Raw genomic sequence first — 13871 nt, 5'->3', positions numbered from 1 at the left:
GAAACCATTTGCAATCCTGCCGTTTATCCTTAGAATATGCGGCCTTTCGGGCCTAGGGCCCGTGTAACCAGATTCGCAGCACCGACTACAGGAACGATGTTCACATGGTAACCATTCGTCTCGCTCGTGGCGGCTCCAAGAAGCGCCCTTTCTACCACCTGACCGTGACCAACAGCCGCAACGCGCGCGATGGTCGTTTCGTTGAGCGTATCGGCTTCTTCAACCCGATCGCCTCGGGTGCGGAAGTGAAGCTCTCGGTCGACCAGGAGCGTGCCAGCTACTGGCTGAGCCAGGGCGCACAGCCGTCTGAGCGCGTTGCTCAGCTGCTCAAGGAAGCTGCCAAGGCCGCTGCCTGATCCTATGAGCGCCACGCCTGCCCCGGCCGACGATCTGATCGTTCTCGGCAAGATCGTTTCGGTGCATGGTGTGCGCGGTGAGGTGAAGGTGTATTCCTTCACCGATCCCATTGAAAACCTGCTCGATTATCGCAACTGGACGCTGAGGCGAGGTGGCGAGGTCAAGCAGGTGGTCATGACCTCGGGCAGGCTGCAGAACAAGGTCCTGGTGGCCAAGCTGAAGGGGCTGGATGATCGCGAGGTCGCGCGTAGCTACGCGGATTTCGAGATCTGCGTTCCTCGCAGCGAGCTGCCGGCCCTGGCTGGCGACGAGTATTACTGGTTCCAGCTCCAGGGGCTGAAGGTCGTCAACCAGGAAGGGCAGTGGCTCGGCGTGGTGGACCATCTTCTCGAGACCGGTGCGAACGACGTGCTGGTGGTCAAGCCGGTCGACGGTAGCCTGGACGATCGCGAACGCTTGCTGCCCTATACCGAGCAGTGCGTGCTGAAGGTCGATCTGGCTGCCGGGCTGATGCAGGTCGACTGGGATGCGGACTTCTGAGCGGCGTGGCGACCTTGCGCGTTGAAGTCATCACCCTGTTTCCGGACATGTTCGCGGCCATCAGCGACTGGGGGATCACCAGTCGTGCGGTAAAGCAGGGGTTGCTCCAGCTGACGTGCTGGAATCCCCGCAGCTATACCGAGGATCGGCACCAGACGGTGGACGACCGCCCCTTCGGCGGTGGCCCGGGAATGGTGATGAAGATCGCTCCGCTGGAGCGCGCTCTGGCCGATGCCAGGCTCGCGGCAGGGGAGAAGGCGAAGGTCATCTACCTGTCGCCGCAGGGACGTCAGCTCAAGCAGGCGGACGTCCGAGAAATGGCGAAGGGGGAGGCTCTGATCCTCATCGCCGGTCGGTACGAAGGTATCGACGAGCGCTTCATCGAAGCGCACGTGGACGAAGAATGGTCGGTTGGCGATTACGTGTTGTCCGGTGGCGAGCTGCCGGCCATGGTGCTGATCGATGCCGTGACCCGCTTGCTTCCCGGAGCGCTGGGTCATGCTGATTCGGCCGAGGAGGACTCGTTTACCGACGGCCTGCTCGACTGCCCGCACTACACCCGACCCGAGGTGTATGCGGATAAGCGTGTTCCTGAGGTGCTGCTCAGCGGCAACCACGAACACATCCGGCGCTGGCGTTTGCAGCAGTCCCTCGGAAGGACCTGGGAACGCCGCGCTGATCTTCTGGATAGCCGCTCGCTTTCTGGAGAAGAACAGAAGCTGCTGGCGGAATACATCCGTCAGCGGGACGATAGTTAACGTATCGATGGCGTACCCGAGACGGTCCGCCTTAGGAGCACACAGCATGACCAACAAGATCATCCAGCAGCTCGAAGCCGAGCAGATGACCAAGGAAATCCCGCCGTTCGCCCCGGGCGACACCGTGATCGTTCAGGTGAAGGTGAAGGAAGGCGACCGTCAGCGCCTGCAGGCCTTCGAAGGCGTGGTGATCGGCAAGCGCAACCGCGGTCTGAACAGCGCGTTCACCGTTCGCAAGATCTCCAACGGTGTGGGCGTGGAGCGTACCTTCCAGTCCTACAGCCCGCTGGTCGACAGCGTCAGCGTCAAGCGCCGCGGCGATGTCCGCAAGGCCAAGCTGTACTACCTTCGCGAGCTGTCCGGCAAGGCCGCACGCATCAAGGAAAAGCTGTCCTGAGGACAGCGGTTCCATCGAAAAAGCAGCCTTCGGGCTGCTTTTTTGCATTCAGGGGATCGCTGACCGGGCGGTCCGCGGTATCTGCCTGCGTGCAGCGTAGAACAATCACAACAACCGTCGCCGTGGCAGCCCACTCCCGTAGTCGTAGAGCGTGGCATGACCTCCAGAGAACTCGAAATCCAGCGTCGCACGCAGCTGTCCGAGACGCGTGTCACCAAGGCGGTGTTTCCGCCCACCACCAATCATCACAACACCCTGTTTGGCGGGACCGCCCTGGCCTGGATGGACGAGGTGTCCTTCATCACCGCGACGCGTTTCTGCCGCCTGCCGCTGGTGACGGTTTCCACTGACCGTATCGACTTCAACCATCCGATTCCGGCGGGTTCGATCGTCGAGCTGATCGGACGGGTGGTCAAAGTGGGCAACACCAGCCTCAAGGTTTCGGTCGAGGTGTTCGTCGAGAGCATGAGCGCCGACGGTCGCGAGAAAGCGATCGAGGGGACCTTCAGTTTCGTCGCCATCAATGAAGAGCAGCGGCCGGTACCGGTCTTGCCTGGCCTGGTCGAGTGAGGCGCTGGCGCTTTCGCGCGCGGCTGTGGAAGACTGGGCGCCCTCGTTCGAAATCCGATAGCCCATGAGCCTTCGCGAAGACCCCCTGATCGATCAGTTCCTCGATGCCCTCTGGCTCGAAAAGGGCCTGGCCGAGAATACCCGCGAGGCCTATCGCACGGATCTGGGGCTGTTCCACGGCTGGCTGCACGAGCGTGGCGTCGCGCTGGAGGGGGCCGGGCGGGAGATCATTCTCGATCACCTGGCCTGGCGCCTCGGCCAGGGTTACCAGGCGCGCTCCACCGCGCGATTTCTGTCCGGGTTGCGCGGTTTCTACCGCTACCTCTTGCGGGAGGGGCGGATCGACCAGGACCCGACGCTTCGCGTGGAAATGCCCCGGCTGGGTCGGCCGTTGCCCAAGACCCTTTCCGAGGCCGATGTCGAGGCGTTGCTGGCGGCGCCGGATACCGGCGAGCCGTTGGGGCTGCGCGACCGTGCGATGCTCGAGGTTCTCTACGCATGCGGATTGCGGGTAACCGAACTGATCAGCCTGACGCTCGAACAGGTCAGTCTGCGTCAGGGTGTGCTGCGCACCTTCGGCAAGGGCAACAAGGAGCGCCTGGTGCCGATGGGGGACGAGGCGATGCACTGGATCGAGCGCTACCTGCGCGAGGCGCGAGGCGAACTGCTGTCGGGAAAGGCGAGCGATGTGCTGTTTCCCAGCCAGCGCGGCGATCAGATGACTCGCCAGACCTTCTGGCATCGAATCAAGCTGCATGCGACGGTGGCCGGGATCGGCAAATCGATTTCGCCGCATACCCTGCGCCATGCTTTCGCGACCCACCTGCTCAATCACGGGGCCGACCTGCGCACCGTGCAGATGCTGCTCGGCCATAGCGACCTGTCCACCACCCAGATCTACACCCATATCGCACGTGCCCGCCTGCAGGAGCTGCACGCGCGGCATCATCCGCGCGGCTGACCGTTGTGCGCTGCCCGGCAACGGGCCGCATGCCCGCTGTGGTAGGCTGGCTCACTTTTTCCACGCCGCTGTCAGGAGATTTCAGTTCATGCGCGTGATTCGTTTGTTCGCTGCGATGGCCCTCGGTCTGTCCGGTTCCCTGGCTCTTGCGGCCGACCCCGACCAGGCCATCCGCCGATCGCTGCAAGCCCTGCAGCCCGACCTGCCGATCCAGGCCATCGCCGAGAGCCCCATGCCTGGCGTCTACCAGGTTCAGCTGACGGGCGGGCGGCAGCTGTATGCCAGCGCCGACGGCCAGTTCCTGATCCAGGGTTACCTGTTCCAGTTCAAGGACGGGCAGGCGGTCAACCTCACCGAGGAGGCCCAGGCCAGCGCTGTCGCCAAGGAAATCAACGCCGTGCCGGCGAGCGAAATGGTGGTGTTCGCGCCTGAAAAGCCGAAGACCCACATCACCGTGTTCACCGATACCGATTGCGGCTATTGCCAGAAGCTGCACAGCGAAGTGAAAGAGCTCAATCGCCGCGGCGTCGAGGTTCGCTACATGGCCTTCCCGCGTCAGGGTCTCAACAGCGCGGGCGCCAAGACCCTCACCAATGTCTGGTGCGCCAAGGATCGCCAGGCTGCGATGGACAAGGCCAAGGCCCGCGAGAAGGTGGCCGATGCCAGTTGCGACAATCCCGTGGCCAAGCAATTCGCGATGGGGCAGATGATGGGCGTGCAGGGGACTCCTGCCATCGTCCTGGCTGACGGACACATGATCCCAGGCTACCAGCCAGCGCCGCAACTGGCCGAGATCGCCCTCCAGGCCGGCCAGTAAGCCGCATCGCCGCCGGTCCGGAAGACCCCGTCGGCCGGCGGCGTGCCGAAACTTGGCTTAGCCTTCCTCGCTCAGAGCTGTAACACGAGCGAGGAGGTCACCATGAAGCTGGAAGGTTCCTGTCATTGCCGCGCGGTGCGCTTCAGCGTCGAATCCGCGCAGCCCTACCCCTTCATGCGCTGCTACTGTTCCATCTGCCGCAAGACGGCGGGTGGCGGCGGTTATGCCATCAACCTGGGGGCCGACAACAGGACCCTGCAGGTCGAAGGGCGCAATCATCTGGGCGTCTACCGGGCGCGAATGGTGGACGACGGCGACGGCAAGGCAAGCGTCAGCGACGGCCAGCGGCATTTCTGCAAGCAGTGCGGCAGTGCGCTCTGGCTCTGGGATCCGAACTGGCCGGATCTGGTCCACCCGCATGCCTCGGTGATCGATACGCCGCTTCCGGTCCCGCCGGAACATACCCACCTGATGCTGGGTTCGAAGGCCGCCTGGGTGGAGCCGCAGGTCATGGCCAACGACAAGACCTTCGATGAGTATCCCGACGAATCCCTGGCGCAGTGGCACGAGCGACTTGGGCTTTCCTGCTAAGCGCCGCAGCGCCTGCCGCTCCCCGCGCCGATTGACTAAAACCCCCATGCTTCGTAATGTGCGGCTCTTTTGTTCGGTCGGCGCGCCGACCGTTTCGTTGGCATGGGGAGTTCAGCTTGAAACCGGTGAAAGTTGGCATCTGTGGGCTGGGTAACGTCGGTGGCGGTACCTTCAATGTGCTCAAACGCAACGCCGAGGAGATTGCCCGCCGTGCCGGGCGCGGAATCGAGGTTGCACAGATTGCTACCCGCCGGCCGAACCCCAAGTGCGACACCGGCTCCACTCCCACCTGCAGCGACGTGTTCGAGGTGGTCGATAATCCGGAAATCGATATCGTCGTCGAGCTGATCGGCGGCTACACCGTCGCCCGCGAGGTGGTGCTCAAGGCCATCGCCAACGGCAAGCACGTGGTGACCGCCAACAAGGCGCTGATCGCCGTCCACGGCAACGAGATCTTCGCCCGTGCCCGGGAGCAGGGCGTGATCGTGGCGTTCGAGGCGTCGGTGGCCGGTGGCATCCCGGTCATCAAGGCGATCCGTGAGGGGCTTGCCGCCAACCAGATCAACTGGCTCGCCGGGATCATCAACGGCACGGGCAACTTCATCCTGACCGAAATGCGCGAGAAGGGCCGTACCTTCGAGGACGTGCTCAAGGAAGCCCAGGCGCTGGGTTATGCCGAGGCCGATCCGACGTTCGACGTCGAAGGCATCGACGCGGCCCACAAGCTGACCATCCTGGCTTCTATCGCCTTCGGTATCCCGCTGCAGTTCGACAAGGCCTACACCGAGGGGATTTCCCGCCTGGCCACGGCCGACGTGAATTATGCCGAGGCGCTGGGCTATCGCATCAAGCACCTGGGCGTCGCGCGCCGCACCGCCGCGGGCATCGAGCTTCGCGTGCATCCGACGCTCATCCCCGCCGACCGCCTCATCGCCAACGTCAACGGCGTCATGAACGCGGTGATGGTCAATGGCGATGCCGTGGGCTCGACCCTTTATTACGGCGCCGGCGCCGGCATGGAGCCGACGGCCTCGGCCGTGGTCGCCGACCTGGTGGATGTGGCGCGGGCGCTGACCACCGATCCGAACAACCGCGTCCCTCACCTGGCCTTCCAGCCCGACGCGCTGTCGGATCACCCGATCCTGCCGATCGGCGCCTGCGAAAGCGCCTATTACCTGCGCATCCAGGCCAAGGACCATCCGGGCGTTCTCGCCCAGGTCGCGACCATTCTGTCCGAGCGCGGGATCAACATAGAGTCGATCATGCAGAAGGAAGTCGAGGAACACGATGGGCTGGTGCCGGTGATCCTGGTCACCCATCGGGTGGTCGAGCAGCGCATCGACGATGCGATCGCCGCCCTCGAGGCGCTGGACGATGTGGTTGGCAGCGTCGTGCGGATTCGCGTCGAACAACTGAACTAACTGGAGCTGGAAGCTGGGACGGATCGCTCTGGCTTCAGGCCCAAACCGAAGGTTTTGAATACATGCGCTACATCAGCACCCGCGGCCAGGCATCGGCCCTGAATTTCGAAGACGTCCTGCTCGCTGGCCTGGCCAGCGACGGCGGTCTCTACGTGCCGGAAAACCTGCCGCGCTTCACCCAGGAAGAAATCGCATCCTGGGCCGGCCTGCCCTATCACGAGCTGGCATTCCGGGTGATGCGCCCATTCGTGGCCGGCAGCATCCCGGATGCCGATTTCAAGCGGATTCTGGAAGAGACCTACGCGACCGGCGAAGGTGGCGTGTTCGCCCACGGCGCCGTGGCGCCGCTGCGTCAGCTGGATGCCAACGAATGGGTGCTCGAGCTGTTCCACGGCCCGACCCTGGCGTTCAAGGACTTCGCCCTGCAACTGCTCGGCCGCCTGCTGGACTACGTGCTGGCCAAGCGTGGCGAGCGGGTGGTGATCATGGGCGCCACATCCGGCGACACCGGCTCGGCCGCCATCGAGGGCTGCCGCCGCTGCGAGAACGTCGACATCTTCATCCTGCACCCGCACAACCGCGTGTCCGAAGTGCAGCGCCGCCAGATGACGACCATTCTCGGCGAGAACATCCACAACATCGCCATCGAAGGCAACTTCGACGATTGCCAGGAGATGGTCAAGGCGAGCTTCGCCGACCAGGGTTTTCTCAAGAGCACACGCCTGGTCGCGGTCAACTCGATCAACTGGGCGCGGATCATGGCCCAGATCGTCTATTACTTCCATGCGGCGCTGCAGCTGGGTGGCCCGGCGCGCTCGGTCGCGTTCTCGGTGCCTACCGGCAATTTCGGCGATATCTTCGCCGGCTACCTGGCGCGCAACATGGGCCTGCCGATCAGCCAACTGATCGTCGCGACCAACCGCAACGACATCCTGCACCGCTTCATGAGCGGCAACCGCTACGACAAGGACACGCTGCACGCCAGCCTGTCGCCGTCGATGGACATCATGGTGTCCTCCAACTTCGAGCGCCTGCTGTTCGACCTGCACGGGCGCAACGGTGCGGCGGTGGCCGAGCTGCTCAACGGCTTCCGTGCCAGCGGCAAGCTGGCCGTCGAGGAAGATCGCTGGACCGAAGCGCGTCGCCTGTTCGATTCGCTGGCGGTGGACGATGCGCAAACCTGCGCGACCATCGCCGAGGTCTTCAAGGCCAGCGGCGAGCTGCTCGACCCGCACACCGCGATCGGCGTGCGCGCGGCGCGTGAATGCCGGCGCAACCTGGCCACGCCTATGGTGATCCTGGGTACCGCGCACCCGGTGAAATTCCCCGATGCGGTCACCCAGGCGGGTGTCGGCAAGGCGCTGGAGCTGCCGGCGCATCTGTCGGACCTGTTCCAGCGCGCGGAGCGCTGCACCGTGCTGCCGAACGCGCTGGAAGCGGTACAGGCGTTCGTCAGCCAGCACGGCAACCGCGGCAAGCCACTCTGACGGACGGCGAGCCGGCGCAACAGGGTGTCCTTTAGCCAGGGCAGCGGGCGAGTACAGGGCTTTTTTCTCGCAACGAAGCCGGGAAAAGCTCGCCGTTGCCTGAGGCTTCAATGAGCGCCTCTAAAAGCTGGCGCGCCTGCGACCGATCTGCTCGCGGCCTCGCGGCGATACCCCTTGGAATCACTTGCGGCCGGCGCGGTTAGGTCAGGGGCTGGCTTAAGCTCCCGTTCAGAAAATTCGCGGTGTGGCGGGCGCCCGGTCCGTTATGGTTATGCAGATCATTCTTTGCCTGCATCGCATATCCCGAGCCCTGCTCGCTTCGCCCTGATTCACTTCGTCGCGCTGGCGCTGCTCTTCATTCGCGGGGCGCTCGTCTGACACCGCGCAAAGAGCTCAGTCGGGATTGACCACGCCGGCAAGGTTGACCGCCCCGATCTTCTGACCGAGATGCCCGCGAAGGATGTCGCCCAGGCGCTTGCCGTCGCGTGCGCGCAGCGCTTCGATCATTTCCTCGTGATCGTTCACTGCCTTGCGCCAGAAGGCATCGCTCATTTCCATGGTGTAGCGAATTCTTTTGATCCGCTGGCTGAGGTTGTTGTACATCTCCAGCAGGATGGCGTTGCGCGAGGCCAGAAGGATGCACTCGTGGATCTGCCGGTTGGCCTCGAAATAGGCCTGCAGCTCCTTGCGCTGGTAGTGCCCGAGCATCTGTTGGTGCAGGTCGCAGATCCGCGCGAACTCCTCGTCCGTCAGGTGGCGGCAGGCGGTTTCGCCGGCCAAACCCTCCAGAGCACCCATGACGTCGTAGGTGTGTTCGACGTCGCTCAGCGTCAGGCGGCTCACCCGCGCCCCGCGATTCGGCAGGATCTCCACCAGCCCCTCGGACGTCAGCACCTTGAGGGCTTCACGAAGCGGCGTCCTGGAAATACCGAATTTCTCACACAGCTGCTTTTCCGAGATTTTCTCCCCGGCGATCAGCGCACCGTGTTCGATCAGTTCGCGGATTCGGTTGGCCGCTTCCTGGTAGAGAATCCTGTGCTGAATCTTGTCCAACGACTTCTCCTGCGCGGGTAGCGTCATTTCGGCACCTCCGGTAGGTCGGCAACATTGCCGCCTGGCCACGCTGTGCTAGCTTTTGAATTAAGAATACAAATTAGCTCGAAAGTGCGATCTACGCGAAGCCGGACCGAATAACAGCGTTTCGCCTGTTTTCCGGTAAGCCAGTAGCGGAGTTTACGGAGTGCCTTCGCAGCCGCGAAAGCACTCCGTCCGATCCGATACACCCTGAGGAGAAATGACATGGCTGGCAAGGTTTACCGTTCGAGCGTGGCGATTTCACGGGCCCAGGCCCGACGCATCCTGGATGCGGCGTTCGCCGAGGCGAGGGCGAAGGACATGGAACCGCTGACCGCCTTCGTCATGGACGGCGGCGGCAACCTCATCGCTGCCGAGCGCGAGGACGGTTGCGCCCCGCTGCGTTTCGCGGTTGCCAGAGGCAAGGCCTTTGCCGCGCTGGGCAACGGCGTCGCCAGCCGCACGGTCGGCGAACGCAACGAAGCGCGTCCGGCCTTTCTCGCCGCGGTGGCCGCCGCGTCCGATGGTCGCTTCATTCCGGTGCCCGGCGGCGTGCTGATTCTCGACGGCAACGAAGAGGTCATCGGCGCGGTGGGTGTCAGCGGCGCTTCCTCGGACGAGGACGAGCAGGCCGCGATCAGCGGAATCGAAGCGGCAGGATTCAAGGCCGGCATCGTGCCGGCTTGATACGACGCGGGGCGCTGCCGACCGGTCCTCTCTCTCGGCCCGCGCCTCGATGCCACGGATGGATGGTCGTCGTCGGCGACTCTATTCCCCATACGCCGGGCTCTTGTCCCGGCCGTGCAGGCCCTAACAGAGCGTGCCGGCCGCTGCATGTCTATTCAGTCACCAACGGCAGTCCGGCTGCGCGAATGCCCATTGCCCTAGGGGACAGCTCCTTTCAAGACCCTTCACGGACCGCCCGAAATTTCTTCGATTCCTTTCTGGCGCCTCTCGAAAAGCTGAACTAAGGTCTGAACGGGATGATGAATAATGAATTCATTTTTCCTTGAAGCCTTGGTTGCTGTCCGCAATGCGAACTACCGGGCTCCAGCACGCCGCCTGCCGGCGATGCGCGTCGGGCCACCCACATGGTTTCCGACGGTGATTGCAGTACCACCTCAATAAAAACAACAGTGGAGGTCAGCATGAAAATCCTGAAGACGGCATTGGTCGCATCCCTGCTAGGTCTTGCCGCAGCGTCGGCACAGGCGGCCGAGAGACAGATCAAATTCGGGCACGTCGGTGGCCCGGGTTCGCTGTTCGAAATCTCGGCCAACGAGTTCGCGCGCATCGCCAACGAAAAGCTCGAAGGCAAGGCCAAGGTCATCATCTACGGGTCCAGCCAGCTCGGCGACGACTCGCAGATGCTCAACAAGCTCAAGCTCGGCTCGCTCGACCTGGCGCTGCCCTCGACAGTGATGAGCAGCGTGGCGCCGGCGTTCTCATTGTTCGAAATGCCCTACCTGATCAGCGATCGCGAGCACATGAAGCGTGTCCGCGACGGGCTGGTTCGCGACGAGCTGTACAAGGCCGCTGAAGGCAAGGGCTACAAGATCATCGGGGTCTGGGAGAACGGTGTTCGGCAGATCACCAACAACGCCCGGCCCATCGTCGTGCCGAGCGATCTGAAAGGCCTGAAGCTGAGGACGCCGAACGGCATCTGGCGCGTCGAAATGTTCAAAAGCTACGGTGCCAACCCGGCTCCGATGGCGCTCTCCGAAGCCTTCGTGGCGCTGCAGACCGGTGCGATGGACGGCCAGGAAAACCCGCTGGTGCAGAGCTATTCGCAGCGCTTCCACGAGGTCCAGAAGTACCTCTCCATGTCCAACCATGTCTACACCCCCGCCTTCGTCGTCGCCGGCGCGAGCTGGAAGCGCTTCCCCGAGGACGTGAGGCAGGCGCTGAGCGAAGCCGCCCAGCAGGTCGAGGCTTACGCCTTGGAGCAGGGCAAGGCGCTCGACGACAGCCTGGTGAAGAAGATGGAAGAGGCCGGCATGGAGGTGAACGAGGTCGACCAGCAGGCCTTCATCGATGGCTCCGCCGCGATCTACGCCAAGTTCGCCAAGGAGGTCGAAGGCGGCCAGGCGATGCTCGACAAGGTGAAACAGCTCCGCCAGATGTGACCCCCACCTGCCTGCGCATGACCGCACCGAGGTCCGGTGCGGCGATGCCCCATAGATCGGAGAGAGCTGATGAATTCCGTCGCTGCTTTCAGAAAGGGTTTTTCCAAGTTTCTCGAAGTCATCGTGGTGCTCAACGTCGTGGCGCTGGCCCTGGTGATCACCATCGGGTTCGCCTCGCGGCTGGCCGGCTCGCCGTTCAGCTGGTACGACGAAGTGGCCTCCGTCGGGCTGGCCTGGCTCACCTATTACGGCGCGGCGCTGGCCGCCGCCAAGGGTGCGCATATCGGCTGCCCGAGCGTGGTGAACTACTTCTCCCCGAGGCTGCGCCTGCCGATCGCGCTGGTCGCCGAGGCGATCACCATCGGCTTCTTCGTGCTGCTGGCCTGGACCGGCACTCAGGTGGTTCTGATCCTGGAAGGTTCGACGCTGGTCAGCCTGACCAGCGTGTCGCTGCAACTGACCCAGTCCGTGCTGCCGATCGGTTCCGCGCTATTCATCATCGCCGAGCTGCTGCGGTTGCCGGAAGTGATCGAGAGTGCCAGGGGCGACGGATTCGTCGATCACGAACTCGAAGAAGCCGGCATCAAGCTCGCCAAGGCGTGAGTGGCCGAAATGCATAACGAACGTCCGTCGCGGCGCTCGGGAGAGAACAAGAAATGACCATCCTATACATGTTCCTTGGCTTGATATTCCTGATACTCATCAACGTCCCGGTGGCCATCGCGCTGGGTGTGGTCGGTGCGGTGGCGATTTTCATGAGTTACGGCGCACTGGCGCTTCCCAACATCGGGATGGTCATGTACGACGGCACCACCAGCTTCCCGCTGATCGCCATCCCGCTGTTCATCCTCGCCGGCGCCATCATGAACGCCTCGAGCATCTCCCGGCGCCTGATCGACCTGGCCTCGGCCATGCTGGGCTTCATCAAGGGCGGCTTGTCGATGGTCACCATCGGCGCCTCGATCTTCTTCGCCGAAATCTCCGGTTCGGCGGTGGCGGGCGTCTCGGCCATCGGCAGCATCATGATCCCGGCGATGAAGAAGAAGGGCTACTCGAAGGAGTTTTCCGCGGCGCTGTCCTCCTCGGCAGCGAGCCTGGCGATCATCCTGCCGCCGTCGATCCCGATGATTCTCTACGCGGTGATGTCGGGCGAATCGGTGGTGAAGATGTTCGTCGCCGGCGTCTTCCCGGGGCTGCTCGGGGCGCTGGGCCTGGCTGCGATGTGCTACTACCTGGCCAAGAAGCACAATTTTCCGTCCGAAGGCGAGTTCCGCGCGAAGAAACTCTGGGAGGCGTTCAAGGGCTCGATCTGGGCATTGTCGATCCCGGTCATCATCCTGGGCGGTATTTTCGGAGGGGTGGTGACCGCCACCGAAGGCGCGGCCCTGGCGGTGGTGGTGGCGATCTTCATCAGCGCTGTCATCTACCGCGAGTTCACCCTGAAGACTTTCTACAAGGCCTGCCTCGATGCGGGCATCCAGACCGCGGTGGTGATGCTGCTGGTGGCCAGTTCCGCGGTGGTGGGGCTGTATCTGACCGAAACGCAACTGCCGCAGCAACTGGCCAGCCAGATCAGCGAGTGGACCAGCAACAAGTACGTGATCCTGGCGCTGCTCAACATCATCTTCCTCATCCTCGGCATGTTCCTGCACTCGGCGGCGGCGATCATCCTGGTGGTGCCCATCGTCCTGCCGCTGGTGCTGGCGGTCGGCATCGACCCGATCCACTTCGGCCTGATCGTCACGCTGAACCTGGCCATCGGCCAGCAGACGCCGCCGGTGGCCAGCGTGCTGATCGCTTCCTGCTCGATCGCCAAGGCCGACATCTGGGCCACCACCCGCACCAACCTGTGGTTCCTCGGCGTGCTGACCCTGATCCTGCTGATCAACACCTACGTGCCGGCCGTCGCCATGGCGTTGGTGAACCTGGTCTACGGCACATGACGGAGGAGGCAAGCATGACTGACACGACTCAGGGGCAGGTAGCCTGCCGGATCGAGCAGGGGGTCGCCTGGATTGGCTTCGACCGGCCGGAAAGCCGAAACGCGATGACCTGGAGCATGTACGACAGTCTGGACCGGCTCCGCCAGGAGGTGGACGACAACCCCGAGGTGGTCGCGGTGGTGTTCCACGGCTGCGGCGGCAAGGCCTTCGTCGCCGGCACCGACATCGCCCAGTTCGCCGACTTCGAGGGCGGCGAGGCGGGCGTGGCCTACGAGCGGCGCATCGACAGCGTGATCGCCGGGCTGGAGAACATGCGCAAGCCCACCCTGGCGCTGCTCGAGGGGTTCTGCGTCGGCGGCGGCGCGGCCATCGCCCTGGCCTGCGACTTCCGCTACTGCACGCCGTCGCTGAAGTTCGGCGTGCCGATCGCGCAGACGCTGGGCAACTGCCTGTCGGTGACCAATGTCTCGCGACTGATGGACCTGCTCGGCGTCGCGCGGACCAAGGAGGTGCTGATGGCCGCCCGGCTGATCGAGGCGCCGGAAGCGGCGGCGGTCGGCCTGGTCGGCGAGGTCTTCGCGGCGGACAGCATCCACCAGGAGGTCGCCCGCAAGGCGCAGGCGTTCGCCCGGCGCGCGCCGCTCACCGTGCAGGCCACCAAGGCCACCATCAACCGGGTGCTGGCGCACCGCCGGGCCTCGGCCGATGCCAGCGACGACTGGATACGCGCCTGCTACGGCAGCCGCGATTTCAAGACGGCCGTCGGCCATTTCGCCAGCAAGACGCCGTTCGATTGGACCGGCCAGTAGTCACGCGCCCGCTCTGGAGA

General features: G+C 63.8%; 16 protein-coding genes. 15 read left to right on the top strand and 1 reads right to left on the bottom strand.

Annotated elements, in window-relative coordinates; translation table 11 throughout:
• Positions 1 to 104: 104 nt before the first annotated feature.
• The 10 genes from rpsP (at position 105) to thrC (ending at position 7899) form a co-directional block, all read left to right on the top strand.
• Positions 105 to 356 carry a 30S ribosomal protein S16 gene (gene rpsP / locus DN824_RS09840; protein WP_138408225.1) on the top strand — a complete coding sequence of 84 codons (252 nt, stop codon included), beginning with the start codon at positions 105 to 107 and terminating at the stop codon, positions 354 to 356.
• A 4-nt stretch (positions 357 to 360) separates the two neighbouring features.
• Positions 361 to 897 (top strand): ribosome maturation factor RimM, encoded by a 537-nt coding sequence (rimM, locus tag DN824_RS09835; protein ID WP_138408224.1) that lies wholly within the window; start codon positions 361 to 363, stop codon positions 895 to 897.
• A 5-nt stretch (positions 898 to 902) separates the two neighbouring features.
• On the top strand, positions 903 to 1655 hold the full coding sequence (trmD, locus tag DN824_RS09830; RefSeq protein WP_138408223.1) for a tRNA (guanosine(37)-N1)-methyltransferase TrmD: 753 nt from the start codon (positions 903 to 905) through the stop codon (positions 1653 to 1655).
• A 46-nt stretch (positions 1656 to 1701) separates the two neighbouring features.
• On the top strand, positions 1702 to 2052 hold the full coding sequence (rplS, locus tag DN824_RS09825; protein ID WP_138408222.1) for a 50S ribosomal protein L19: 351 nt from the start codon (positions 1702 to 1704) through the stop codon (positions 2050 to 2052).
• A 156-nt stretch (positions 2053 to 2208) separates the two neighbouring features.
• Positions 2209 to 2622 carry an acyl-CoA thioesterase gene (locus tag DN824_RS09820; protein ID WP_138408221.1) on the top strand — a complete coding sequence of 138 codons (414 nt, stop codon included), beginning with the start codon at positions 2209 to 2211 and terminating at the stop codon, positions 2620 to 2622.
• A 64-nt stretch (positions 2623 to 2686) separates the two neighbouring features.
• Positions 2687 to 3583, top strand: coding sequence for a site-specific tyrosine recombinase XerD (gene xerD / locus DN824_RS09815; protein ID WP_138408220.1), 897 nt, complete (start codon positions 2687 to 2689; stop codon positions 3581 to 3583).
• Positions 3584 to 3671: 88 nt separating this feature from the next.
• Positions 3672 to 4400, top strand: coding sequence for a thioredoxin fold domain-containing protein (locus DN824_RS09810; protein ID WP_138408219.1), 729 nt, complete (start codon positions 3672 to 3674; stop codon positions 4398 to 4400).
• 102 nt (positions 4401 to 4502) lie between these two features.
• Positions 4503 to 4991: a GFA family protein gene (locus DN824_RS09805; protein WP_138408218.1), complete on the top strand. Its 489-nt coding sequence runs from the start codon at positions 4503 to 4505 to the stop codon at positions 4989 to 4991.
• A gap of 116 nt (positions 4992 to 5107) precedes the next feature.
• Positions 5108 to 6412, top strand: a complete 1305-nt coding sequence (locus DN824_RS09800; RefSeq protein ID WP_138408217.1) for a homoserine dehydrogenase — start codon at positions 5108 to 5110, stop codon at positions 6410 to 6412.
• Between the two features lie 62 nt (positions 6413 to 6474).
• Positions 6475 to 7899: a threonine synthase gene (thrC, locus tag DN824_RS09795; RefSeq protein WP_138408216.1), complete on the top strand. Its 1425-nt coding sequence runs from the start codon at positions 6475 to 6477 to the stop codon at positions 7897 to 7899.
• A gap of 393 nt (positions 7900 to 8292) precedes the next feature.
• On the opposite strand, the gene DN824_RS09790 is transcribed toward thrC, so the two are convergent.
• Positions 8293 to 8979 (bottom strand): GntR family transcriptional regulator, encoded by a 687-nt coding sequence (locus DN824_RS09790; protein ID WP_138408215.1) that lies wholly within the window; start codon positions 8977 to 8979, stop codon positions 8293 to 8295.
• 219 nt (positions 8980 to 9198) lie between these two features.
• Here DN824_RS09790 and DN824_RS09785 point away from each other — a divergent pair, with 219 nt between their 5' ends.
• The 5 genes from DN824_RS09785 to DN824_RS09765 all read left to right on the top strand — a co-directional run bounded on the left by DN824_RS09785 (position 9199) and on the right by DN824_RS09765 (position 13851).
• The gene (locus DN824_RS09785; RefSeq protein WP_138408214.1) at positions 9199 to 9660 is read left to right on the top strand and encodes a GlcG/HbpS family heme-binding protein; all 462 of its coding nucleotides are present in this window, start codon (positions 9199 to 9201) and stop codon (positions 9658 to 9660) included.
• Between the two features lie 461 nt (positions 9661 to 10121).
• Positions 10122 to 11099, top strand: a complete 978-nt coding sequence (locus tag DN824_RS09780) for a TRAP transporter substrate-binding protein (RefSeq protein ID WP_138408213.1) — start codon at positions 10122 to 10124, stop codon at positions 11097 to 11099.
• 69 nt (positions 11100 to 11168) lie between these two features.
• Positions 11169 to 11702 (top strand): TRAP transporter small permease, encoded by a 534-nt coding sequence (locus DN824_RS09775; RefSeq protein WP_138408212.1) that lies wholly within the window; start codon positions 11169 to 11171, stop codon positions 11700 to 11702.
• Positions 11703 to 11755: 53 nt separating this feature from the next.
• Complete coding sequence (locus DN824_RS09770; RefSeq protein ID WP_174236490.1) at positions 11756 to 13042, top strand: TRAP transporter large permease; 1287 nt, start codon at positions 11756 to 11758, stop codon at positions 13040 to 13042.
• Between the two features lie 14 nt (positions 13043 to 13056).
• Positions 13057 to 13851: an enoyl-CoA hydratase gene (locus tag DN824_RS09765; RefSeq protein WP_138408211.1), complete on the top strand. Its 795-nt coding sequence runs from the start codon at positions 13057 to 13059 to the stop codon at positions 13849 to 13851.
• Positions 13852 to 13871 lie beyond the last annotated feature (20 nt).

The sequence above is a fragment of the Stutzerimonas nosocomialis genome (genome assembly GCF_005876855.1).
GTDB classification, from domain to species: Bacteria; Pseudomonadota; Gammaproteobacteria; order Pseudomonadales; family Pseudomonadaceae; genus Stutzerimonas; species Stutzerimonas nosocomialis.
Note: the sequence above shows the minus strand (reverse complement) of the source record. Positions and strands in the feature narration are given on the sequence as shown.